The sequence below is a fragment of the Kribbella sp. NPDC050281 genome (assembly GCF_040655855.1).
GTDB lineage: Bacteria > Actinomycetota > Actinomycetes > Propionibacteriales > Kribbellaceae > Kribbella.
In genome coordinates, this window is the sequence record NZ_JBFAKS010000009.1 from 28719 (window position 1) to 52495 (window position 23777).

17 protein-coding genes are annotated in these 23777 nt (G+C 67.8%); 5 read left to right on the forward strand and 12 right to left on the reverse strand.

Translation table 11 applies throughout. The features are described from left to right. Positions 1-5 precede the first annotated feature (5 nt). From AB0I34_RS11965 to AB0I34_RS11980, 4 genes are read right to left on the reverse strand one after another with little or no spacing between them, the layout of a single operon-like run. Complete coding sequence (locus tag AB0I34_RS11965; protein ID WP_360443569.1) at positions 6-1598, reverse strand: peptide ligase PGM1-related protein; 1593 nt, start codon at positions 1596-1598, stop codon at positions 6-8. After that, entirely contained in the window at positions 1595-2713 is a 1119-nt protein-coding gene (locus AB0I34_RS11970) for a response regulator (RefSeq protein ID WP_360443572.1), read from the reverse strand. Before AB0I34_RS11970 ends, AB0I34_RS11965 begins: the two co-directional genes overlap by 4 nt. After that, a complete protein-coding gene (locus tag AB0I34_RS11975; RefSeq protein WP_360443575.1) occupies positions 2710-3093 on the reverse strand; it encodes a response regulator in 384 nt (127 codons plus the stop codon). Before AB0I34_RS11975 ends, AB0I34_RS11970 begins: the two co-directional genes overlap by 4 nt. After that, positions 3090-5330, reverse strand: a complete 2241-nt coding sequence (locus AB0I34_RS11980; RefSeq protein WP_360443578.1) for a GAF domain-containing protein — start codon at positions 5328-5330, stop codon at positions 3090-3092. Before AB0I34_RS11980 ends, AB0I34_RS11975 begins: the two co-directional genes overlap by 4 nt. A gap of 240 nt (positions 5331-5570) precedes the next feature. On the opposite strand from AB0I34_RS11980, the gene AB0I34_RS11985 reads away from it, so the two are divergent. Further along, positions 5571-7604, forward strand: a complete 2034-nt coding sequence (locus AB0I34_RS11985; RefSeq protein ID WP_360443581.1) for a phosphocholine-specific phospholipase C — start codon at positions 5571-5573, stop codon at positions 7602-7604. 2 nt (positions 7605-7606) lie between these two features. Here the strand turns inward: AB0I34_RS11985 and AB0I34_RS11990 are convergent, their stop codons facing one another. Then, entirely contained in the window at positions 7607-8233 is a 627-nt protein-coding gene (locus tag AB0I34_RS11990; protein ID WP_360443584.1) for a LysE family translocator, read from the reverse strand. Positions 8234-8363: 130 nt separating this feature from the next. Between AB0I34_RS11990 and AB0I34_RS11995 the strand changes: the two genes are divergently transcribed. Both AB0I34_RS11995 and AB0I34_RS12000 read left to right on the forward strand, forming a co-directional pair. Further along, positions 8364-11156: a BTAD domain-containing putative transcriptional regulator gene (locus AB0I34_RS11995; RefSeq protein WP_360443587.1), complete on the forward strand. Its 2793-nt coding sequence runs from the start codon at positions 8364-8366 to the stop codon at positions 11154-11156. Between the two features lie 42 nt (positions 11157-11198). Further along, a complete protein-coding gene (locus AB0I34_RS12000; protein ID WP_360443590.1) occupies positions 11199-11981 on the forward strand; it encodes a methyltransferase domain-containing protein in 783 nt (260 codons plus the stop codon). Here AB0I34_RS12000 and AB0I34_RS12005 read toward each other — a convergent pair. The 6 genes from AB0I34_RS12005 to AB0I34_RS12030 all read right to left on the reverse strand — a co-directional run bounded on the left by AB0I34_RS12005 (position 11923) and on the right by AB0I34_RS12030 (position 17779). Then, entirely contained in the window at positions 11923-12120 is a 198-nt protein-coding gene (locus AB0I34_RS12005) for a helix-turn-helix domain-containing protein (RefSeq protein WP_360443593.1), read from the reverse strand. The genes AB0I34_RS12000 and AB0I34_RS12005 overlap by 59 nt on opposite strands. 159 nt (positions 12121-12279) lie before the next feature. Further along, a complete protein-coding gene (locus AB0I34_RS12010) occupies positions 12280-13167 on the reverse strand; it encodes an ABC transporter ATP-binding protein (protein WP_360443596.1) in 888 nt (295 codons plus the stop codon). Next, on the reverse strand, positions 13164-13976 hold the full coding sequence (locus AB0I34_RS12015) for an ABC transporter ATP-binding protein (RefSeq protein ID WP_360443599.1): 813 nt from the start codon (positions 13974-13976) through the stop codon (positions 13164-13166). Before AB0I34_RS12015 ends, AB0I34_RS12010 begins: the two co-directional genes overlap by 4 nt. Next, positions 13969-14844, reverse strand: a complete 876-nt coding sequence (locus AB0I34_RS12020; protein ID WP_360443602.1) for an ABC transporter permease — start codon at positions 14842-14844, stop codon at positions 13969-13971. Before AB0I34_RS12020 ends, AB0I34_RS12015 begins: the two co-directional genes overlap by 8 nt. Before the next feature lie 5 nt (positions 14845-14849). After that, a complete protein-coding gene (locus tag AB0I34_RS12025; RefSeq protein ID WP_360443605.1) occupies positions 14850-15944 on the reverse strand; it encodes an ABC transporter permease in 1095 nt (364 codons plus the stop codon). Then, a complete protein-coding gene (locus AB0I34_RS12030) occupies positions 15941-17779 on the reverse strand; it encodes an ABC transporter substrate-binding protein (protein ID WP_360443608.1) in 1839 nt (612 codons plus the stop codon). The genes AB0I34_RS12025 and AB0I34_RS12030 overlap by 4 nt, the downstream gene beginning before the upstream one ends. A 312-nt stretch (positions 17780-18091) precedes the next feature. Here AB0I34_RS12030 and AB0I34_RS12035 point away from each other — a divergent pair, with 312 nt between their 5' ends. Together AB0I34_RS12035 and AB0I34_RS12040 are read left to right on the forward strand one after the other, a co-directional pair. Beyond that, positions 18092-18907 (forward strand): methyltransferase domain-containing protein, encoded by an 816-nt coding sequence (locus AB0I34_RS12035; protein WP_360443611.1) that lies wholly within the window; start codon positions 18092-18094, stop codon positions 18905-18907. A gap of 73 nt (positions 18908-18980) precedes the next feature. Continuing rightward, positions 18981-20789, forward strand: a complete 1809-nt coding sequence (locus AB0I34_RS12040) for a BTAD domain-containing putative transcriptional regulator (RefSeq protein WP_360443613.1) — start codon at positions 18981-18983, stop codon at positions 20787-20789. On the opposite strand, the gene AB0I34_RS12045 is transcribed toward AB0I34_RS12040, so the two are convergent. Continuing rightward, on the reverse strand, positions 20767-23733 hold the full coding sequence (locus tag AB0I34_RS12045; protein ID WP_360443616.1) for a hypothetical protein: 2967 nt from the start codon (positions 23731-23733) through the stop codon (positions 20767-20769). The two genes, AB0I34_RS12040 and AB0I34_RS12045, sit on opposite strands and share 23 nt — an antisense overlap. Between the last annotated feature and the right edge of the window lie 44 nt (positions 23734-23777).

Sequence of the window (23777 nt, forward strand, 5' to 3'; positions counted from 1 at the left end):
ACCTCTCAGATCGGGAGGGGACGCTCCACGAAGGCTTGCTCGGCCTCCGCCAGCACGATGCGGGAAGCATCACGGTACCGGCGATCCGCCTCGGCCGGAGTGTCGCCCACAGCGGTCATCCCCAGCCTGCCCTTCTCGGTCAGGCAGCTGATCATGTGGAACACGATGCCGACCTGCTTCGACTGGTCGAAGTGCAGGCCGTGCCGCGCCACAATGTCGAACAGGTCCGCGGGCATCAGGCCCTTCAGAAGTTCCGACTCGAGGTGATCGGTCGCGACCAGATGTTTCTCCTGGCCGCTCGACGTCAGGAACAGCGCGGTCCGCGGGTCGTAGCGCCCGTCGGTCAGGAACTGCAGTGTGAGGAACGGATGCGTCGTCCCGCCCTTGCGCAGGTTCAGTTCGATCGCGTACGGCGTCCAGCCGCCGAGCTCGTCCTTGACCACGACGAAGTCGATCGCGAACCGCCCGAGCGCCCCTTCGCTCGCCAGCCGCCGCCCGATCGTCGCAGCGTGCTCGGAGATGATCCGCGCGTACTGCGGTGCTGCCGGGAAGATGCATCCCAGGTAGCTCTGGCCGCTCGCACCGCCGAGCAGTTGGTCGTGGGTCGACAACATCTCGACGGCACCGCCGGGCACGACTCGCAGTTGCACGCTCGGACTCTGCAACTCCGTACCGACGATCCGCTCCTCGACGATGCCACCGTTCTCCGCGAACTTTGCGACGTACGTCTCGAACGGCATCTTCTGCGACTCCAGCTCCATCGCCCGCAGGCGTTCCAGCACCTCGTCGCGCTCGCCCGCTGACCCAGGCGCGGGCAAACCCTTCAGCCGCACGACCGCGTTGCCCTCGCCGGACACGCCTTCGTTGAGCTTCACGATCGCGCTGTCCATCGTGGGCCGTTCGGCCCGCATCGCGAGAAGTGCGTCGGCGATCTCATCGAGCGTGCGCAGGTTCTCCGCCCCGAGCGGATGCGGTACGCCGATCTCGGCGAACAACCGGCGGCACCCGGACTTCGAACCCAGCGGAGCTAGTCGCGGATCGGCGGCGTACATCGGAATGCCGAGGCTGATCGCGACGTCACGCTCGAGCTCGGTGGTGTTGTAGGGAATCAGGTGCGACCGCAACGGATTGGGGATCAGGTCGGCGATCCGCTGGAGCAGCCGCGGCCGAGCCAGCAGCTTCTCGCTGAGCGAGATCGGCGTGGCGTCGTTCACCGCGATCAGCGACAGCCGGGCCCGCGCATGACTCGGGATCACGCCGGGCAGCAGCGCCAGGTAGTACTCGATGATCTCGGGCGCGATCGGTACCGAGGTCACGTAGATCATCCGCAGCCGCGGCTCCCGCAACAGGATCAGCAGGAACAGGAACCGCTCCTCGTAGGCCTGCATCATCGTCCCGGTCCCGGCCGACTCGGTCCTGTCCAGCGTCAGCGACGGTACGACGACCACCGACTCGTCGTCGTGGTTGAGCCGCATCGCCGCCCACACCCCGGCCATCCGCGACTGCAACTGATCGAAGTACTCGTACCGCTCGTCCTCGGTCAGTGTGGACAGGCCACGAGCCGCCTCACCCGGAGCCGTCCACAGGTCGCCGGTCATGACGCGACCTTGGAGTTGTCGAGACCGCGAATGCTGTACGCGTGCACGGTCCGGCTGAAACCACGGACCTCCCGCAGCCCGGCGTCCTCACCGATGACCGCGTTGCCGGCGGCGCTGTAGACCCGTTCGGTAACGAGGATCTGCCAGGCCTCGGCGTCGGCGCACAGCCGCGCGGCCAGGTTGGTCACGCTGCCGATCGCGGCGTAGTCCAGTCGTCCGTCGAACCCGATCGTGCCGAGCGTCGCGTAGCCCTGGGCGATCCCGATGCCGAGCCCGAGGTCGTGCCCGCGGCGGCTCCACGCCTCGGCCAGTCCACGGACCCTGGTACGCATCGCGACGCTCATCCGCAGAGCGCGCAGCGGTCCGTCCTCGCAGCGCACCGGGTCGTTGAAGAACACCATCAGGCCGTCGCCCGCGAACCGTTCCAGCGTTCCCTCGAACCGGAAGATCAGGTCACCGAGCGCGTGGTGGTACTCCTCCAGTACCCCCATCACCTCCTCCGGCTCGCTCGCCTCGGCGAACGTGGTGAAGCCGCGCAGGTCGCAGAAGACCACGACGATCTCGCGCCGGTGACTGGCCAGGAACGACTCGTCGCCGGAGTCCACGATCAGCTCGGCCAGCTGCGGGCTGAGGAAGCGACGCAGCCGGTTCATGCGCTGCAGTTGCGAGACCTGGCTCTCGACCCGCGACTCCAGTTCCTGGTTCCACGCCGACAACTCCGACGCCTGGCGCTTGATCGTGTCCTGATAGTCCTTGATCCTCGCCAGCGAGGCGACCCGGGCCAGCAGTTCGCTCTGGTTGACCGGCTTGGTCAGGAAGTCGTCGGCGCCGGCCTCGAGCGCCTTCACCTTCTGCTCGTCGCCGCTGGCCGTGACCATCACCACCGGCAGGTACGCCGTGTCCACCTGGTCGCGGATCCGGCGGCACACCTCGTAGCCGTCGATCCCGGGCATCAGGATGTCGAGCAGCACGAGGTCGACGTCCTCGGCCGCGATCACCTCCAGCGCCTGTTCCCCCGATGACGCGGTGAGGACGTCGTACCCGCGCGGTGTGAGGATCGCCTCCAGCAGTCGTACGTTCGGTGGCTGGTCGTCGACCACGAGCACCTTGGTCATCGTGCACCTCCGAGCTGGAGGAAGTCCCGGACTTGCTGTGGCAGGAGGCGGACGCTGATCGGCTTCTCGACGTACCCCGTGAAGCCCGACGCGAACGCGTGCTCGCGATCGTGATCCATCGCGAACGCGGTCACCGCGACGACCGGTACGGCGCGACTGTGTTCGCTCGCACGGATGCGGCGCAGGGCCTCGGCACCGTCGATCCCGGGCAGCTGCAGATCCATCAGGATCAGGTCCGGTTGCTCGGACTCGGCCAGCCGGACACCGTCCTCACCGGAGGTCGCCTCGATCACGTCATAGCCGGAGAACCGCAGCACGTCGCGCAACAGCTTCAGGTTCTTCGGGTTGTCCTCCACCACCAAAATCAGTCCTGGACTCATCGGTCCTCCCCCTCGTCTCCCGCGACGGCTCCCACTGCCCGCAAGGCCTGGAGCAACGCGTCCCGGCTCACCGGCTTGACCAGATAGGCAGCGGCACCGAGCTGGGTGCCTCGGGTCCGTTCGTCGACAATCGACACGATGATGACCGGGATGTCGCGGGTCTTCGCCTCGGCCTTCAGCGCCTGCAGTACGGCCCAGCCGTCGATCCCCGGCAGCCGGATGTCCAGCAGGACCACGGCGGGCCGCACTCGGCGTACGGCGTCCAGTCCGGACTGGCCGTCGCCGGCCACCGTCACCCGCAGCGCGGCACCGGACAGGTACGCCGTGATCAGGTCGAGCGACGGGCGGTCGTCCTCGATCACGACCACGTCGCCGACGGTCCGGGCCGCGTCGGGCCCCGGGTCGCTCTCCCTGCTCCGCAACGAGAATCCGAACGTGCTGCCGACCCCGATCTCGCTGTCCAGCCACATCCGCCCACCGAGCAGCTCGACGATCCGGCGCGACAGCGTCAGCCCGAGGCCGGTGCCCTCCTCCTGCGACGGGCCGCGGCCGCCCTGCTGGAACGACTCGAAGATCCGCTCCCGGTCCTCCGGCGGTACGCCGCGGCCGGTGTCGGTGACAGCGATGTGGACCTCTGCCCCGGACCGCGTCGCACGGATCACGACCGCTCCGTCGTCGCCGGTGAACTTCACCGCGTTGGTCGCCAGGTTCAGCACGACCTGCTTCAGCCGGAGCTCGTCGGCGTACACCTGGTCGATGCCCGGACCGACCTCGACGTGCAGCTCGATGCCGTGCGCGGCCGCCCGTTCGCGCAGCATCGACGCGGTGTTGTCGAGCACGCGGCGCAGCGGGAAGGTCGAGTACTCCAGCTCCATCCGTCCGGCCTCGACCTTGGACAGGTCGAGGATCTCGTTCAGCAGTTCGAGCAGGTGCTTGCCCGAGCCGTGGATGTCGCGCAGGTACTCCTCCTGGCGTTCGTTCAGGTCGCCGAACATGCGCTCCAGCAGGACTTCGGAGAACCCGAGGACGGCGTTCAGCGGCGTCCGGAGCTCGTGGGACATGCTGGCGAGGAACTCCGACTTGTGCCGGCTTGCGACCTCGAGCTCCGCGCTGCGCTGCTTCAGCTCGCGGTAGAGCTGCGCGTTCAGCAGGGCGAGCGTCGACTGATCCGCGAACATCTCCAGCAACGTCAGCGTCTCCTCGGCGAACTCACCCGGTCGCATCCGGCGGACCACCAGCGAACCGACGATCTGTCCCTCGCGCAGCATCGGTACGGCGACCAGTGAGCGCCAGCCGGCGTCGTACAGAACCTCCAGATGCGGGTCGCGCTCGACCGCGCTCAGGTCGGGCACCGCCAAGGGCCGGCCGAGCTTGGCGGCGCGACCGACGAGAGTCTCGTCGAGATGGATGCGGGTATCGCGCAGCCGTTCGATCACGCTCGGAGCGGTCTGGTAGACGCTGCGGACCAGGAAGCATTGCGCGTCCTCGTCGTACTCCATGATCGAGCCGCCGTCGGTCGCGGAGATCCGGACCGCATGCTTGGCGATTGTCGACAATACGTTCGCCACATCGAGACTGGAGTTGACCGCTTCCCCGACCTCGCGCAACGCCTCCAGCTCACCGAGCCTGCGGGTCAGCTCCGCGCCCCGCGCCTCGAGCTGCTGGACGAGCTTGACGCTGTTCACCGCCATCGCCGCCTGCCCGGCGAAGCCCGTGACCAAGTCCCGCTCCCGCTCCTGGAACAGGCTGACCTCATTACGCCAGACGGCCAGTACGCCAACAACCTCGTCGTCGATGAGCATCGGTGCGCCCATCGTGGTCCGGAAGCCGGCCACCCGCTGCAGGTCCTGCCGGTTGTAATCGGGGTCCGCCAACACATCGGCGATCTGCTGGGTGCTGCGAGTCAAGCCAACCCGCCCGATCATCGTCCCCCGATCCATCGGGATTGGATGTTCAGTGATGTAGCGGATCGCCTCCGCCGACATTCCGACCGTCTTGATCAGCCGGTAATAGTCGTCCTCGAACAGATACAGCTGTGCGGCCTGCGAACGACAGAGACGGCACGCGCTCTCGACCACGGTGGTGAGGACAGTGTCGGGGTCTCCGGCGGAGCGGCCGACGGCGGAGAGCACCTCGTTGGCGGCGGCGAACTGATCGGTCAGGGCCGCGAGCTGCCCTCGGAGCCGCTCCTGCTCCGCCCGTGTTCCGGCGCCCCCAGCGAGCGCCCGCCCGCCCATCGCAGCCCCCTGCCCCGAGTCCCCCAGGCCGCGCCAGTCCAGTCTCCGCCCGTTGTCTGCAAGGGGCAATCCATCGGCCGCATCAGGCCACCCCTTGAACGCGCAGGACGGTTTGGAACCGACGCGAACGGAGCAGCAAAGTTCATCTTCCGTCGGTTAATCGTTCAAGCTAGGGTGCCTGCGATGCCGTGCTGGTGCTGAACCCTCCATCCGTCCCCTCCGCCCACAAGGAGAGCAGGCATGCCAGACATCAACCGCCGCAGATTCCTGCAGCTCGCCGGTGCGTCCGCCGCGTTCGCCGCGATGGCCAACAGCATCGAGCAGGCCGCCGCGATCCCCGCGCACCGCCGGTTCGGTGACATCAAGGACGTCGAGCACATCGTCGTCCTGATGCAGGAGAACCGCTCGTTCGACCACTACTTCGGCACTCTCAAGGGCGTCCGCGGCTTCGGCGATCCGCGGCCGGTGACGCTGCCCAGCGGCAAGCCCGTGTGGCACCAGACCGACGGCGCCGGGAAGGAGATCCTCCCGTTCCGGCCCGAGGCGGACAACCTGGGCCTGCAGTTCATCCAGGACCTCGCGCACAGCTGGTCCGACGCGCACCAGGCGGTGAACAACGGCAAGTACGACCAGTGGATCCCGGCCAAGACCGCGACCACGATGGCCTACCTGACCCGCGAGGACATCCCGTTCCATTACGCGCTCGCCGACAGGTTCACCCTGTGCGACGCGTACCACTGCTCGTTCATGGGCTCGACCGACCCGAACCGGTACTACATGTGGACCGGCTACACCGGGAACGACGGCAGCGGCGGCGGCCCGGTCCTCGGGAACGACGAGGCCGGCTACGGCTGGACGACGTACCCGGAACGGCTCGAGCAGGCCGGGGTCTCGTGGAAGATCTACCAGGACATCGGCGACGGGCTCGACGCGGCCGGCGGCTGGGGCTGGATCGACGACGCCTACCGCGGCAACTACGGTGACAACTCGCTGCTGTACTTCAACAACTACCGCAACGCCCAGCCCGGGAACCCCTTGTACGACAAGGCGCGCGTGGGCACGAACGCGAAGGCCGGCGAGAGCCTGTTCGCCCGGTTGACGGCTGATGTGAAGGCGGACCGGTTGCCCGAGATCTCCTGGATCGCGGCGCCGGAGGCGTTCACCGAACACCCGAACTGGCCGGCGAACTACGGCGCCTGGTACATCTCCCAGGTCCTCGACGCGCTCACCTCGAACCCGGAGGTGTGGAGCAAGACCGCACTGTTCATCACGTACGACGAGAACGACGGCTTCTTCGACCACACCGTCCCGCCGTATCCGCCGCTGTCCGCGGCGCAGGGTCTGTCGACCGTCGATCCGGCGCCCGACCTGTACACCGGCACGCAGGTCTCGCACGGCGCGTACGGTCTCGGTCAGCGGGTGCCGATGCTGGTCGTGTCGCCGTGGAGCACCGGCGGCTTCACCTGCTCGGAGGTGTTCGACCACACCTCGATCATCCGGTTCATGGAGCGCCGGTTCGGCGTCCACGAGCCGAACATCTCGCCGTGGCGCCGGGCGATCTGCGGTGACCTGACGTCGGCCTTCGATTTCGGTACGACGAGTTCCCGGCCGGCCCAGTTGCCGGACACATCGGCGTACGAGCCGCCGGACAACGAGCGGCACCCGGACTACGTGCCGACGCCGCCGTCGGTCGGCCGCGTCCCCGGTCAGGAGCGCGGCACCCGCCGTACCCGGCCGTTGCCCTACGCACCGGTCGTCGACGGATCGGTTGCCGGCGGCAAGTACACGCTGAGCTTCCGCTCTGGTGCCCACGCCGGGGCGCAGTTCCTGATCACGTCGGCGAACCGGACCGATGGGCCGTGGACCTACACGACCGAGGCCGGCAAGAGCATCGCGGACAGCTGGAACACGATCTACTCCAACGGCGTCTACGACCTGACCGTGCACGGACCGAACGGCTTCCTGCGCACCTTCCAGGGCAAGCCCGCCACCGGTCTGGAGATCACCGCCCGCGAGAACGCCCGCACCGGCAATGTCGACCTCACGCTGACCAGCGACACCGCCCGCCGCGTCACCATCACCAACGCGTACGGCGGCAAGCCCCAGCGCCTCGACCTCCGCCCGGGCAAGACCACCCACACCATCAACACCACCGAACACTGGTACGACGTCACTGTCACCACCACGACGGACGCGACGTACACCCGCCGCCTCGCCGGTCACGTAGAAACCGGCACCCCAGGCCGCAGCGACCCCGCCATCAAAACCGTCTGACCTCAAATGAGCACGGCCACCCCGGCGAGGGCCAGGTAGACCCCACCCGTCGCCTGCCTGAGCCTCCGCCGGGCGCCGTGCGATCCCCGGACCCGATCCGCCAGACCACCGGCGGCGATCGCGTACGCCGCGTCGCACCCGGCGGCCAGTACGACGAAGCACCCGCCGAGCACCAGGATCTGCGCCGGTCCCGACCCCTCCGCGGGACGGACGAACTGCGGCAGAAAGGCGACGAAGAACAACGCAGTCTTCGCGTTCAGCACGTCGACGAAGATGCCGTCGCGGAGCAGCCGCCACCTGGACGAGGACACGGCTCGATGCTTCGGACCGCCCTCCTCGCCCGTGCGCTTGTGCAACGTCCGCACGCCGAGGACGAGCAGGTAGGCGGCGCCGGCGTATCGAACCGCCTGGAACAGCTCATGGGACGAGGCGAGCAGCGTGCCCAGCCCCAGAGCCGCTCCGGCGACGTGCAGGAGTGCACCCAATTCCAGACCGAGTACTGACGCCAGACCGGCCATTCGCCCGTGCTGGATGCTGCAGGCCACCACGAAGGCCACTGATGGTCCTGGTACGAGCAGTACCGCCAGCGCCGCGAGGCAGAAGGACAGAACAGTCGTCGCACTCGGCATGATCCCCCGATCAATCGCACTCCCGTCCGAAACCTAGGCGGCGGCGCTGCCGGTCTGCTGCCGATTCGCTGTCAGTCCGTTGCGACCCTTCGACTCGGTAGGCTGGCAAGCCGATTCTCTCGGGGGTGAGATGACGCATCTCGACATTCGGCTGCTCGGCCCGTTCGAGATCTGTCGCGACGGCCACCCGGTGACGCTGCCCGGTCGCAAGGTCCGGGCCCTGCTCGCGATCCTCGCCCTCAACTGCGGCCGGACCGTCTCGTTCGACACTCTCGGTCGAGCCCTCTGGTCCGACGATCCACCCGAGCGACTTCGCGGCAGCCTGCAGACGTACGTCGGCCGCCTGCGCCGCGTCCTCGGCGACCAGACCGTCGCGACCGAGCCGACCGGCTACCGGCTCGACATCACACCGGAGTCCGTCGACGTACTGCGGTTCCGTGAGCTGCTCGACCGATCCGAGCTCGACGCGGCTCTCGAACTCTGGCGTGGTGATCCGTTCGGTGAGCCGTTGTCGGCCTGGTTCAAGGACCACGAAGCACCTGCACTCATCGAGCGCTACCTGACCGCGTGCGAGCGCAGGATCGACAACGAGGCCGCCACCGGTCAGCACCTCCAGCGGATCCCCGAGCTGCACGAGCTGACCGCACGCTTCCCCCTGCGGGAGACCCTGTGGCTGCGGCTGCTCACCGCACTCGCGGACGCAGGCCGCAAGGCCGAGGCCCTCGACCGCTACGAGACTCTGCGCTCTCGTCTCGCCGACGAGCTCGGCGCCGACCCGTCACCGGAACTCCAGGTCTTGCATCAGACTCTGTTGGAGGTACGGCGTCCAGTAGCACACAGCCGGCGAGGACTACCCCACGACCTGACCCGCTTCTTCGGACGCGACGAGGAGCTCGCGCACGTGGAGCGGTCGGTGCGCGGTTCGCGACTGGTGACCATCGCCGGTCCGCCGGGCGCCGGCAAGACCCGGCTGAGTCGCGAGGTCGCGACGCGGATCGCACCACGGTTCGGCGACGGCGTCGTACTCGTCGAGCTGGTGTCCACCTCGGCGGAGACGGTGCTCGCCGAGGTCATCGCAGACGCCGATCTCCTGGTCATCCTGGACAACTGCGAGCACATTGCCGACGCAGCGAGGCGGATTGCCGAGCAGGTGCTCGCGACCTATCCCTCGGTGCGCATCCTGACCACCAGCCGCCTCCCGCTCGGCGTACGCGGCGAGCAGGTCTTCCGCCTGCCTCCGCTCGCGCGAACGTCCGCGTGCGACCTGTTCGCCGATCGCGCCGCACTCGTCTCCGGCGATGTTCCCGTCGATGCGTCGACTGTCGACGAGATCTGCCGGAAGCTCGACGGCCTGCCGCTCGCCATCGAGCTCGCTGCGGCCTGGAGCCGCGTCTTGTCACCGCGACAGATCCTGGGACGCCTCGCTCCCCTGCTGCAGGAGACGCACGGCACGATGCGGGCCGCGCTCGACTGGAGCTATCACCTACTGTCGTCACCGCAACAGCTGCTGTTCGAGCGAGTGGCAGTGTTCGCCGGCGGCTTCGACCTGGCCGCGGTCGAGTACGTCGCCGACCTCGGCGACGACCTCCTCGGTGCGCTGACCGGACTCGTCGACCATTCCTTGGTGCTGACCGATCGCCTGCCCGACGGCCGCATCCGCTACCACCTACTAGAACCGGTTCGCCAGTACGCCGCTTCGATCCTCGGCGAAGCACCGTCGGTACGAGCGCGCCACGCGGCGCACTACCTGACCGTCGCGCGCCGAGGAGACGCAGCCCTGCACGGAAGCGAGCGAGCCTCCGCTGTCATCGAGCTGCAGCGCGACGAAGGCAATCTCCTCGCCGCCCTGAGCTGGGCGCGATCGCAACCCGGCGATCTCGGACTGCGTTTGTGCACGGCGCTGGCCTACTTCTGGGAGAACCGCGGGTACGTCAACGACGCACGCGCCCGGCTGGAGGAGTTCGTCGACCGTGGCGACCCGACGCTGCGTGCCACCGCGCTGGCGCGGCTCGGGCGGTTGGCCTGGCGTCAACGCGACTACGCGGCCGCCAGGCTCGCCTATCAGGAGAGTCTCGAGCTGCATCGGCAACTCGGCGACGAGTCCGGGACCGCACGGGCGCTACGTAATCTCGCGCTGGCCGCCGCGGCGACCGGCGAGACCGCGGAAGCTGTGGAGCTGTGTGAGCAGAGCATCGCGATGTCCCGCCGGCTCGGTGATGAGCGAGGCCGCGGGTGGGCCCTGACCGTGATCGGCCTGACGCACTATGAGGACGGCGATTGGGCGGCCGGGGCTGCCTGCGGCCGCGAAGCACTCGAGATCGGACTGGCGACCGGCGGTGCCGCCCTGACCGTGGCCGGTCGACTCGGGACCGCCTACGGCGCGGCCGTGGTCGGCGACGTGCGAACCCATCGCGAGCACGTGACCGCCGTGGTCGCCGAGCTGCGCAAGGCGTCCGGTCTGATCGAGGATCCCGAATGGTTGTGGGCCAGCACGAGCCTGGCAGCCAGCGAAGGACGGTCGCTCGCGGCCCTACGGCTGGCCGGAGCCGCGACCGCACTGAGTCGTCGTGGCGGGCGGATGTCGGACACGACCACGATCTTCTGCGACGCCGTGGTGGAGCGACTCCGGCAACAGGTCGGTGCCCGCGTTGCAGATCGGTTGATGGCGGCCGGCCGGCAGCTCACGCAGGACGAACTCATGGCCGAGGCTCTCGCGCCACCGACACCGACCGACAAGCCGCTCACCGGCCGAGAACTGGAAGTTGCCGGCCTCGCCGGTCAGGGACTGAGCAACGACCAGATCGCGTCGACTCTGGTGATCTCCCGCCGTACCGTCGAATCGCATCTCGAGCACATCCGGCAGAAGCTGGACCTGGCCAGCCGGTACGAGATCGTCGCCTGGGCGCTGTCACGATCCGGATGATCACGGATGCGCGCGCCGTCTCGCACCGCGCAGGCTCGGAGGATGGACTACATCTTCGACACCGGCAGCGAACTCGGCCACCACCACCTCGATCATCTCGGCAAGCTCCTCGACACCCCGACCACCTGGCGGCTGGAGCGACTCGGTCTCCGATCCGACATGCGCTGCCTCGAGCTCGGCGCGGGCAGCGGCTCGATCGCGAACTGGCTGGCCGCGCGCACCCGCGAGGTCGTTGCCGTCGACATCGACACGGCCCAGTTGTACGACGTCGCACCCGGCGTACAGGTGATCCGCCACGATCTGCGCGACGGCCTCCCGGTCGACGGACCGTTCGATCTGATCCACGCCCGGCTCACCATGCTTCACCTACCCCAACGTGAAGAGCTCTTCGGTCGGCTGGTCGAGGCGCTGGCACCAGGCGGCCGGCTCGTGTTCGGCGACATCACGGACCGTCCGCTCGAGGCCATCGCCGTACCGGAGCCGGCTGACCGCGATCTGTGGGACAAGGTGCTGCATCTGTCCCACGAGGTGGTCAGCCCGGCCCGCGGCATCAGCTGGACCTGGGCCCGCGAGACCGCCGACCGGATGACCACTGCCGGACTCGTCGACATCGAGATCATGGAGTACTCGCAGACAACGACCGGCGGCACCGACGGTTGCCTCCTGCACCGAAACCTCAACCAGCAGGCCGAACCGCTCCTCCTGGCCGCCGGCGCCACCCCCGCCGAACTGACCCGCTACCGGGCCCTGATGACCAATCCGGATTTCAAGGCCTGGTTCTACCAGTTCCTGATGACCAGTGGCCGCCGTCGGTCAGGCGTCTGAGCTCTACTGGTGGAACACCGAACGTCGAACTGAAGAGCCGGCTGAAGTGGGAGGGGTTGGCGAAGCCCCAGCGGGCTCCGATCGCGCCGACCGGCAAGGAGCGCAGCGCCGGGTCGAGGAGGTCGTGGCGATCCTCCACAGCTGCCGCGCGGCCATGTCGCCGGACGCGCGGCTGCTCATCCTCGAGCGACTGCTCCCTGAGCTGACCGGTCCGGACGACCAGCCCACGCTGCTCGTCGACCTGCTCCCTTCGGCTATCACGTCATCGAGGCGGCGCCGGCCTAGAGGCGGCACCCGCCTAGAGGATGGGCACTTCTGGCTTGGTGGCGGCGGCCGGGGTGTTGTCGTCCAGCTCCTCCACGGCGTCGACGTTGATGCGGGTGGTCCAGCGGTTGTCGGGGTCGGGTTGAGGGATGGAGTCGAGCAGAAGCCGCGTGTACGGGTGGGACGGTTCGTGCATCACGGTGGAGACCGGGCCACGTTCGACGATCGAGCCCTTGGTGATCACCATGACCTCACCGCCGAGGTAGTAGACGGTGGACAGGTCGTGGGTGATGAACAGCGTCGTCATCCCGTGCTCGCGCTGGAAGTCGAGCAGGATGTCCAGGAAGTGCCTGCGCACCTGGGCATCCAGCATCGACACCGGTTCGTCGGCGATGATGAACGACGGCCGCAGCATGTGTACCCGGGCCAGCATGATCCGTTGCCGCTGGCCACCGGACAGCTGGTGCGGATACCGGCCGAGAACGTTCTCCGGCTCCAGCCGCACCGCCCGCAACGACTCCTCGATCAGCTCCAGTCCCTTGGATCGGCTGCTGGTGAGCCCGAACTTCTTCACCGCCTTCCACAGCACGCGATCCACCCGGTAGAACGGGTTGAAGATCGCGTACGGGTCCTGGAACACCGGCTGGACGTCGCGCCGGTACTCGTCGTACTCGGAGCGGCTCAGCTTGAAGATGTCCTTGCCGCCGTAGAGCACCGAGCCTTCGGTCGGCTTCTGCAGGCCGAGCACGTTGCGGGCGATCGTGCTCTTCCCGCTGCCGCTCTGGCCGACCAGGCTGACGACCTGCGGCGGCTCGGCCGCGAGCGTGAAGCTCACGTCATCGACAGCGGTGATGTAACCGCCTTCCACGCCACGCGCATGGAATCGTTGCTGTACGCCACGAAGTTCGAGCTCGGACTTCACGAGGCCCTCCGTCCTAGCCGTGGGATCGACTCGATCAGCTGCCGGGTGTAGGGATCCCGTGGGTCCTTGAACACCTGGCGTACGTCGCCGACCTCGACCAGCCGGCCCTCGTACATCACCGCGACCCGATCGGCCAGCTGCGCGTGCACTCCCATGTCGTGGGAGATCACCATCAGCGTCACGCCGAAGTCGCGGCGCAGGTCGCCGAGCGACTGCAGGATGACCCGCTGGATCGTCACGTCCAGCGCGGTGGTCGGCTCGTCCGCGATCATCAGGTCCGGCTCCAGCGCGACCGCGATCGCCATCAGTACACGCTGCTTCATCCCGCCGGACAGCTCGTGCGGGTACATCCCCGCGACCCGCGGCTCCAGCCCGACCTCTCCGAGCAGCCGCGGGATCATCGTGTCGACCTCGCCCCTGCGGCCGGGCGCGTGCTCGAGGATCACGTCCTTGAACTGGTCCCGGACCCGCATCACCGGGTTGAGCGAACTCATCGATCCCTGCGGGAGGTAGGACAGCGCGCTCCAGCGCAGTACCCGAAGCTCCTCGCCGTTCACCTTCAGCAGGTCGACCGGTGAACGGCCGCCCGGCCGGAAGACCACCGAGCCACCCGTCACCTTGCCGGGCGGCTTGAGCAGCCGGAGCAGCGCCACCGCGAGGGTGCTCTTGCCGCTGCCCGACTCCCCCGCGATCCCGAGGATCTCGCCACGCCGTACGTCCAGATCCAGCCCGCGCACGGCCTTCACGTCACCGCGGTTGGTCGAGTACGTGACGTCGAGGCCCTTCACTTCGAGCACGGAGTCACTCACCGGCCACTCCTCTCAGCCGCGGGTTGTAAACCTCTTCCAGCCCGATGTTGACCATGTTCAGCGCCGCGAACAGCAGGGTCAGCAAGACGATCGGTACGACGAACATCGGCCAGGCGCCCAGCGTCAGCGCACCGGTGCCGATCGCGTTGAAGATGATCTGCCCGAGGTCGATCACCCCACCGGGCCCGAGCCCGATGATCTCCAGACCGACCAGACCGAAGATCGCACCGAGGGCGGACGACGCGAATCCGACGCCGATGAACGGCAGCAGGTTGGGCAGGAGTTCGGTGACGATGATCTCCAGGTCTCTGGACTTGCTCACTCTGGCGAGATCGACGTACGGGCGCGATCGCAGACTGAGCACCTGCGACCGGATCGTCTTGGCCGCGAACGGCCAGGAGAAGATCGAGATCATCACGCCGACCTGGAACAGGCTCACGTTCTTGGCGTATGCCGACAACGCGATCAGCAGTGGGAACGTCGGGATCACCAGCAGGATCCCGGTGAAGGTCGACAGCACCCCGTCGATCCACCCGCCCTTGTAGCCGGCCACGAACGCCACGATCACGCCGACGACGGTCGAGATCACGCCCGCGATCGCGCCGATCTGCAGCGACACCGAGAGCGCCTTCACCACCATCGCGAACACGTCCCGGCCGAACTGGTCGGTGCCGAGCAGATGCTGTGGCGACGGCACCAGCCACTTCTCGTACGCCGCCAACTCGATCGGATCCTGGCCGCCACCGACGGCCTTGGCGATCAACGGGCTGCACAGTGCCAGCAGCACCAGCAGCACGAGGACCACCAGTCCGATGGCCAGTCGCCGGCTGTTCCGGATCGTCCGCAGTACCGCTGTCAGGAGTCTCATCGTGATCACTTCCAGTACTTGACCCGCGGATCGAGCAGCGGGAGCAGGAGGTCGAGGATCAGGACGGCAGTCAGGACCGAGAAGATCGCGATGTTGGTCACCCCAAGGATCGTGTTGAAGTCGAGCTGCTGGATCGCGGTGACCAGCGTCGTCCCGAGACCCGGGTAGTTGAACAGCTGCTCGACGAGCACGTTGCCGTTGAAGATGAAGCCGAGCGAGATGCCGAACGCGGTGATCTGCGGCAGGTAGCAGTTCCGCAGCGCGTACCGGGTCAGGATCCGCGAGCCCTTCAGGCCCTTGGCCTCGGCGTACACCAGGTAGTCCTCGCCGAGGATCGGGATCATCAGCATCCGGGTGGACAGGATCCAGCTGAACGTCCCGATCACCACGATGGACAACGCCGGCAACAGCCCGTACTTGAGCACACTGCCGAAGAACTCCGGCGTGATCCCGGGACTGATGTTGGAGTCGTACGCCGATCTGGCCGGCAGCATTCCGAGTGAGTACGCGAAGATGTACACCAGGATCAGCGCGACGAAGAAGTACGGCACGTGCGACAGCGCGATCGACAGGTTGGTCGCGATCCGTGATCCGAGCTTGCCGCGACGCCAGCCCGCGACCGCGCCGATCACGACGCCGAAGATCCAGGCCAGCACCGCGGAGATGCCGAGCAGACCGATGGTCCAGGGCAACGATCTGAGGATGACCGTCTGCGCCGAGGTCGGGTAGTTGATCAGCGAGGGCCCCATGTCGCCGTGCAGGACCAGCTTCTGCATGTATCTGAGGTACTGGGAGAACAGATTGCCGTCGAGACCGAACTCGTGCCGGTAGCGCGTGATGATCTCGACACTCGCCTGCTGGTTGTAGATGTAGTTCTGCTGCAGGGTCTGGATCAGCGTCTGGATCGGGTCACCCGGCATCAGCCGGAAGAAGAAGAACGCGATGGTCAGCGCTCCCCACAGCTCGACCAGGTAGAGCCCGAACCGGCGGATCCCGTACGCCGCCAGCGGATGCCGCGACAGCCAGGCCCGCACCCCCGAGACGGGCGCGGAGTCCTGGCTCTTGTCGACAGCTACCGCGGGCGGGGCCTCCGCCGTCACGCGGGTCCCTTCTGCCCGGTGGCCTGGATCTTGCCGAGCACGAAGATGAAGTGCGGCCACCAGTTCAGCGGTACCTCGTAGAGATCCTGGTCCGTCGGCCAGTCCTTCCAGAACGCCGTGTTGAAGTACGACGGGTAACCGGTCTGGATCACCGGGAGCAGCGGCAACTGCTGGTAGTAGATCTCCAGCGCCTTGTCCAGCAGCGGCTTCGCCTCCTCGCTCTCCGGGTCCATCCCGGCCAGCTTCTTGGAGACCTCGTCGAACTCGGGGTTGCGGAACCGCATCTTGTTCTTCTGGGCAGCGTTCTTGCCGACCGGCTGGGCCTTGCTGCTCTCCCAGTCGGTGTAGAGCTGCTCGGGGTCGATGGCGAATCCGGCCCAGTTGGAGTCGATGTCGTACTCACCGCGCTGGAACTTCTCGTCGTGCACGCTGCCGGCCAGGCTGCGCAGCGTGGCCGGCACGCCGACCTTGCCCAGCTCGGTCTTCAGCAGGTTCCCGATCGCGTACTCCGGGCCGTCGACCGGCGAGACCGTGATGATCTCGAGGTTGATCTCCTTGCCCTTGTAGGTCCGCTTGCCGGCCGCGTTCTTCGGCGCGATCTCGTCCAGCAGCTTGGTGGCCTTGTCCGGACTGAACTCGAACTTGTACTTGTTCGCGAGATCGTCGTTCTTCCACTTGTCGTTCGTCGGGTAGTCCGCCCACGGGTACTGCGCCGGCGGCACCTCGACCGGCCAGATGGACTTGCCGACCTTCTCCCGGTCCACGCAGTAGTTGATCGCCCAGCGCATCTTCTCCTCGGCCATCACGCCGCGGGCCGGGTCACAGTTCAGCCAGATCGTCCGCGGGTTCGGGTCGTGGAACTGCGTGGTCACCAGGTTCGGGTAGCCGGTGTTGCGCAGTTGCTTGGCGTGCGGCTCGTCGACCGAGCCGACGTCGAACTCGGCCCGCTCGAAGGCCAGCGAGGCCTGGTCGAGCTGCTTGGACGTGCTCTGGAAGACGACGTACTGCGGCTTGACGTCGAGCTTGTCCTTGTTCCAGTAGTTCGGGTCCTTCTCCCAGACGAACATCTTCTGGTTCCGGATCGCCTGCTTCAGCTTGTACGGGCCGGACCGCACCGGCGGGTTGTCCTTGTACTTCGTCGGGTCCTGCGGCTTCCAGATGTGCTCGGGCATGAGGTTGATCGGCGCACCGGCGATCGCGGCGATGAAGTTGTAGTGCAGCCGCGGTGTCGGCTTGAGCAGCTTGACCACCGCGGTGTGGTCGTCGGTCACCTCGACGTCCTTGACGAACTCCTTCAGGTCACCGCCGCCGCCGAACAGGTCGGGCCGGTCCTTCAGTAGCATCACGGTGAACTTGAAGTCGTTCGCGCCCAGCGGCTTGCCGTCGTTCCAGTGGGCTTTCGGATCGAACTTCATCGTCAGCTCGGAGTGGTCGTCGTTGTACTTGTACTCCGTCGCCAGCCACGGCGTGAGCTTGCCGGTGGCGAAACTGAGGAAGAACAGCGGCTCGGTCGCCAGCTCCACGCCGGCACCGCCCGGCGTACCGTTCGGGATCATCCCGTTGAAGCTGTCGAACACCGTGTACTCGACCTGACCGACGATGAGGGTCTGGTCGCGCGGTGTCGGGATGTTGGCCTTGCCGATCTGGATCGACTTGGTCGCGACGGGCTTGTTGTCGGCGGGCTTGTCGGAGTACGAGCCGCCGCCACCGGAGCAGGCGGCCAGGAAGGCGGTCATCGCCGCCGCGGCGCCTCCCCCGACGACACTTCGCCGACTCAGCTGATAGCGGACGACTTCTTCGACATTTTCGAACTGGGGACGCGGTGTTTCGTTCATGACGAAAGTCACCTCCGTTTTCATTGCGCGGACAGGGCGATCACCGACCGAGAGGTGTCACGGACTATAAGTAGCGTTGACAACGTTGGCAAGAGTTCATTGCCACGTTGGAGCCTGGTCATCGAATGCGCAGATCAGTGGATATACCAACCTCTGACAACGATGTTTTGCTCTGCGTGACCAGGCGCACGGTTGGTCAAGCCGTGGTCGTCACACGCCGCGTCACACGGTGACCGAGTTCGATGTCCGGTATCGGCCATCGCAGCGGCCGGAAACGATTCCAAAGTGGTAGTGACTTCCAGGGGGACAGACATGACGAGTACGGCCGTGGATTTCGAGGCGATCAAGGACAAGCAGCGGGCCGGTTGGCAGACCGGCGACTACCCACGCGTGGGCAACACGTTGCAGATCATCGCCGAGCTCCTGGTCGAGGCCGCCGATGTGCGCGCCGGGCAACAGGTGCTCGACGTCGCGTGCGGTCAGGGGAATGTGGCGATGGCGGCAGCGCGCCGTTTCGCCGAGGCGACCGGCGTGGACTACGCCGTGAACCTGCTGGAGCAGGGGCGTGAGCGGGCCGCCGCGGAGCATCTGCCGGTGACGTTCACCGAGGGGGACGCGGAGAACCTTCCGCTGCCTGACAAGGCGTTCGACCTGGTCGCGAGCACCGTCGGCGTGATGTTCGCGCCGAACCATCAGCAAGCCGCGGATGAACTGGTCCGGGTCACCAAGCCGGGCGGGAAGATCGCGCTCGCGTCCTGGACGCCGGCCGGGATGATCGGCCAACTGTTCAAGGTCGTCTCGAAGTGGGCGCCGCCGCCCGCCGGTGTGCAGCCCGCGACGCTGTGGGGAGCCGAGGAGCACCTGTTCGAGCTGTTCGGCGACCGGGTCGAGTGGACGGCGCTGACCAAGCGCGAGTACGTGTTCCGCTACCACTCGCCGGAGCACTTCGCCGAGTGGTTCATGGACTTCTACGGCCCGATCACGCGCATCGCGGGCAGCCTGGACGGCGAGGACTACCGCCATTTCGCCAGCGATCTCGCCGACGTACCGCGAGGGTTCGACTACGCGGACGACGGATCCGTTGCCGCCCGCGCCGAATATCTCGAGGCGGTCGGAACCCGCCGTTAGCTGTACTGACCAGGCACTCCCTGGATCGCGGGAGGCGGGTGACACTGGAGACCTCACGGAGGGGGTGAGGTCTTTGGCGACGATCCGTCTGCTGGGACCACCGGAGATCGAGGTTGACGGCCAACCGGGCCGTCAACCTCGGGGGCGCAAGGCGTGGGCGCTGCTCGGCTATCTGCTACTGGCCGAGCGGCCGCCCAGCCGGCGTCGTCTCGCCGAACTGTTCTTCGCCGACGCCGAGGATCCACTCGGCGCCCTGCGCTGGACGCTGGCAGAGCTGCGCCGTGCGATCGGCGTACCGGATCTGCTCACCGGTGATCCGGTCGTGACAGCTCTCGACGATGCCACGACAGTCGACGTACTGCTCGTCGGCGAACCGTCCACGGCGCCGGAATCCCTGCTGTCATGGGGCGGAGAGCTCTTGGAGGGCATGGAGCTGGAGTCCTGCCCGGAGTTCGAGTCGTGGCTGCTGGTCGAGCGGCGCCGGGTGGCCGGGGCGCTCGAGGCACGGCTGCGGCAGAACGCGGTCGCTCACCTCGCGGCAGGGCAGGCTGACCAGGCGATCCCCTTCGCGGCCAAGGCGGTCGCGATCAATCCGCACGAGCAGGGCAACCATGAACTCCTGATCCGCAGCTTGGCCACCTCAGGTGATCGAGTGGCCGCACTGCGGCAGATCGCGATCTGCGAGGACTTGTTCCGGCGCGAGCTGGGCGTCGAGGTGTCGACCTCGCTGCAGGAGGCCGCGACGGTCGCACCGCAGTCGCCCGCTCCCCTGAGCGGCCGGGCGGCCGCCGTCAGTCAACTCCAGGCAGGACGTGCCGCCATCGTTGCCGGTGCGGTCGATGCCGGTCTGCAGTGTCTGCGACAGGCTGCTGCGCTGGCGGTGCAGTGTCGTGACAAGACGCTGGAAGCACGCGCACTGGCGGCTCTTGGCGGCGCGCTCGTGCACGCGATCCGCGGTCATGACGAGGAAGGGGCGATCGTCCTGCACGAGGCGCTGCTCGTTGCGGATCAGGCCGGAGAGCGCTCCACCGCCGTTCTCGCATTCCGTGAGCTGGGGTTCATCGAGGTCCAGGCGGGCCGCCGGAAGACGGGTGACGAGTGGTTGGCGAAGGCCCAGGCTCTCGCCACATCGGATGAGGAGAACGCCGCGATCCTCGGCGTACGGGGAATGAACTCCTCCGACCGATCCGACTACCCGGCCGCCTTCGAGCAACTGGGCCAGTCGGTCGAACTCGCAGGACGCTGCGGCGACCGCCGTCAGCAGGCGTGGTCGCTGTCGCTGGTCGGACGCGCACACTTGCTGCGCGGCGAGTATGACGAGGCCGCGGCGGCGCTGGCGGAATCACTCGACCTGGTCCACCGGGAGCGCTGGATCGCCTTCCTGCCCTGGCCGCAGGCACTCGCCGCCGAACTCGACCTGCGGGCCGGCAATCTCGACGCCGCGGTCGACGGGTTCGAACAGGCTTGGGCACTGGGATGCCAGCTCGGCGACCCCTGCTGGGAAGGTATGGCGGGTCGAGGCCTCGCGATGCTGAACACGAAGCAAGGCGACCACTCCGCGGCGACCAAGTGGCTCGACCTGGCCCTCACCCGCGCCAGCACCGAACCGGACCGCTACCAGTGGGTCCACGCCCACGTCCTCGACGCCGCGATCACCGCAGCCCTGGACCAATCCGACCACGACCGCGCCCTGCAACTAGCCGGCCGACTGTCCGCCCTGGCCGCCCGCTGCGACCTCCGCGAACTCCTCGTCCACGCCAACCTCCACCTGAGCCACCTGGGCAACCCCCAAGCAGCCCTCACCGCCCACACCCTCAGCACCACAATCGACAACCCCGCGCTCCGCGAACTCGTCGCCATCAGTCGTAGGCGGCGTCGGTGAGGAGCTCGGAGCTTCGGTGGGGTTCGTTGAGTACGGCGCGGATCACGTGGCGCTGGTCCCACCGGCCACTGGCCCACGCCAGCGCCTTGGCCAGGCCGTCGAACGTCGCGGCGTGCGGCGCGCCGTCGCCGTCCACCCACCACGACACCTCGACCCCGTCGACCGTGAGTTCCTCGTGTTCCCACCAGGTCTGCGGGACCCCGGGGACCAGCTCACGCACGATCTCCGGCACCTCGGCCGCCGTACCCTCGCCATCGATCTTGCCCTCGGCAACTTCATGCGCCATCGGTACGTCGAACAGGTCACTCAACCCGTCCGCCGCCGCGCCGGACGCGACCACGAACCCACCGAGATCCTCGCGCTGCAACCACATCGGCCCGTCGACGACCACCGCCTGACCCGCATCGATCACCTGGGTCGTCCCGCCGTCGCCGAGCACGCGTACCCGATCCGGCGCATCGCCCGGGAAGAGCGACAACGTTCCCAGCTGACGCCACAGACGCAGGAGAGCACTCTCGTCGACCTCGCGCTCCGGGTCCGCGATCCGCTCCAGCACCAGACTGATGCCATCGGCATCGAGATCGCCGACCTCACGGACCAGCCCGATCGCCGTCCGTACCTCAGGATCAAGCACCGCGGTCCATTCCGGCGCCGCGTCGAGAAACGTCGCCAGCACCGGCTCCGCATCGGGATCGGCCCGCCCGGCCAGCGGTTCCCCGTCCTCCAGCACAACACGCTCGCGGATCCACCACGCCGAGTACGACGGTACGCCGAGCGGCCGGTCGTCCGGCCCGACAACGCGCACCTGCGTCACCAGGGCGCGACGCAGGTCCGGAGACGATCCAAGCAACTCGAGCACCCGCGGCCAGGCGTCGTCGGTGATCCAGTCCAGATCGCGGATCGCGCTCAGCTCGCCAACGGTCGCGCCGTACCGCGATCCATCCGGCGCTACGTCGTACGCCCAGTCCTCGATGCCGTCCAAATCCTTCAACGACTCGGGCAGTTGGTCGAGCGCGACGTCCGAAGCCGTCACCAGGCCGAGCGTCGCGAGGACGCCGACGGCCTCCAACGCCGGCAGACCGTAGCGGTCGAGCACGGCGCGATCGATCGGCGCGACTTCCTCGTCGTCGAGGACTTCCGCAGCCTCGGACCCGGGAATCACGAGCGCGTTCGCCGGCACCAGCTCGCCGTCAGCGTCACGCAGGACGAGGTCCGAGAGCCACCACAATCCCTCGGCCTGCGACGGATCGGCCGCGACCAGACTGAGCACGGCCTCCGCGATCGCGTCCGGATCGTCGGCATTGACGGAGTGCTCGACAGCCGTCCGTACGGCGCTGTCCTCGAGCAACGATCGCGGCGTCGCGGGAAGCGCCCCGAGCCGCTCGAGCGCCGGGTCCACCGCCTCCGGATGAACGATCCGTATGCCGTACTGCCCGAAGGCGGCCAGGATGCCGGTGGGAATCTCCGGGCCCGGCAGGAGCAGACCGCGCACACCACGCACGAGCCGGCCGTCAGCGAGCGGGACCGGAAGCGTGCCAAGGGATTCACGCAGCAAGGCATCGGTCACCATGCCGCTGAGAGACGCGTAGAGAGCCCTCCACCAGGCGGGAGGTTCGTCGGCGGCAACTCCCCCGAGTTGATCCACCACCTCGGCCAACTCGAGCCTGCGGACGCCGAGCGTCTCGAGGGCCAGCCTGTCCTGCAAGGTCGACCGGATCAGCCCGCGGACGATCGGCGCGAGGACTGCGTTGAACGCGGCGTCGGCGCCATCGACCACGACGGCGTCCCGCGGCCGGAGCACCGTGTCGTCCTCGACCGCCCGGACGAGCGGAGTCCCGGGGAGGACGGCAACGATCTCCTCCCGGAGAGCGCGATCAAGCGTTCCCGCCGCGAGCCCGGTCGGCACGAGGTGGAGGACGTCTCCGCCGTCCTCGACGCGCGTGCGCAGCAGCTCCGCGTACGCCGTTGCCGCTTCGCGGACCAGTCGATCGGTCAGCGGGCCCTTGGCGACGTGCCGCCGGGTCGGGTCCAGCGGGAAGCTCGCGAGCAACAAAGCCTGCAGCGAAAGCGGTTCGTCGGTCGGAGTGGGCGCCTGCACAACGCCGGGCAGCTCCACCTGATCGCGTGGGAGTGCCCAGAGGACCGACCAGGTCGGGCGAGAGCGCTCTTCGATCGGGCGATCGGCGAGCAGTTCCTCACGTTCACGGTCGTCGAAGACACCGGCGGCGCGACCCACCCACCAGCGGGATTCCGCGTCTTCGAGGACCCTGCGCCCGTCCTCGGTCTTGATGTCGATCCGCTCGAGATCCGGCAACGCGAGCAGCAGCGCGTCGCCCGCCTCCTCGAGCAGCCGGCGAACGAGCGCGGCCGCGTTCTCGTCCCGCAGCGGCAGGATCACCGCGGTGTCATATCCCTCCGGCGGCTCACCGTCGGCTTCGAACGGCAGCCGCAACACCGGTACCTGCCCGTCGCGCCGCCGTACCTCGGTGTCCAGCCCGGACGACCCGACGGCCGTGATCGCCGCCGCCGTGTCCGCCTTCGAGAACCGCACGCCGCCGGTGCGCGACAGGATCACCGGCTCGTCGCTCACCGCGAGGACGGCGGAGAACCCGACCCCGAACCGCCCGACCGCGGCCTCGTCCCGCTTGGCCGAGGCGCGCAGAGTCGCGAGTGACTCGACTCCGTCGGCGGACAACGGCGTACCGGTGTTCGCCACGACCAGAGTGCTGCCACGGAACTCGTAGAGGACGCGTCCCGGCGTACCGGCCCGTGCCGCCGCGTCGGCCGCGTTCTGCGCCAGTTCGATCACCAGGCGGTCGGCGTACCCGCCGAGGGCGAGATCCTCCTCGGCGTTGGCGTCCTCGCGGAACCGCACCGGCGCCGCCGACCACCCGGCCAGCACCCGCTCGCGAATCCCCGCCGTACCGAACACGTCGTCGCTCACCGGTGGAAGTATGGCGCGCTCCCACTGGAACGAACAGCGGGGGT

Bases quoted from the DNA above. Each gene is read 5' to 3' on its own strand.
- AB0I34_RS11965 (WP_360443569.1), bottom strand. From the start codon at position 1,598: ATGACCGGCGACCTGTGGACGGCTCCGGGTGAGGCGGCTCGTGGCCTG.
- AB0I34_RS11970 (WP_360443572.1), bottom strand. From the start codon at position 2,713: ATGACCAAGGTGCTCGTGGTCGACGACCAGCCACCGAACGTACGACTG.
- AB0I34_RS11975 (WP_360443575.1), bottom strand. From the start codon at position 3,093: ATGAGTCCAGGACTGATTTTGGTGGTGGAGGACAACCCGAAGAACCTG.
- AB0I34_RS11980 (WP_360443578.1), bottom strand. From the start codon at position 5,330: ATGGGCGGGCGGGCGCTCGCTGGGGGCGCCGGAACACGGGCGGAGCAG.
- AB0I34_RS11985 (WP_360443581.1), top strand. From the start codon at position 5,571: ATGCCAGACATCAACCGCCGCAGATTCCTGCAGCTCGCCGGTGCGTCC.
- AB0I34_RS11990 (WP_360443584.1), bottom strand. From the start codon at position 8,233: ATGCCGAGTGCGACGACTGTTCTGTCCTTCTGCCTCGCGGCGCTGGCG.
- AB0I34_RS11995 (WP_360443587.1), top strand. From the start codon at position 8,364: ATGACGCATCTCGACATTCGGCTGCTCGGCCCGTTCGAGATCTGTCGC.
- AB0I34_RS12000 (WP_360443590.1), top strand. From the start codon at position 11,199: ATGGACTACATCTTCGACACCGGCAGCGAACTCGGCCACCACCACCTC.
- AB0I34_RS12020 (WP_360443602.1), bottom strand. From the start codon at position 14,844: ATGAGACTCCTGACAGCGGTACTGCGGACGATCCGGAACAGCCGGCGA.
- AB0I34_RS12030 (WP_360443608.1), bottom strand. From the start codon at position 17,779: ATGAACGAAACACCGCGTCCCCAGTTCGAAAATGTCGAAGAAGTCGTC.
- AB0I34_RS12035 (WP_360443611.1), top strand. From the start codon at position 18,092: ATGACGAGTACGGCCGTGGATTTCGAGGCGATCAAGGACAAGCAGCGG.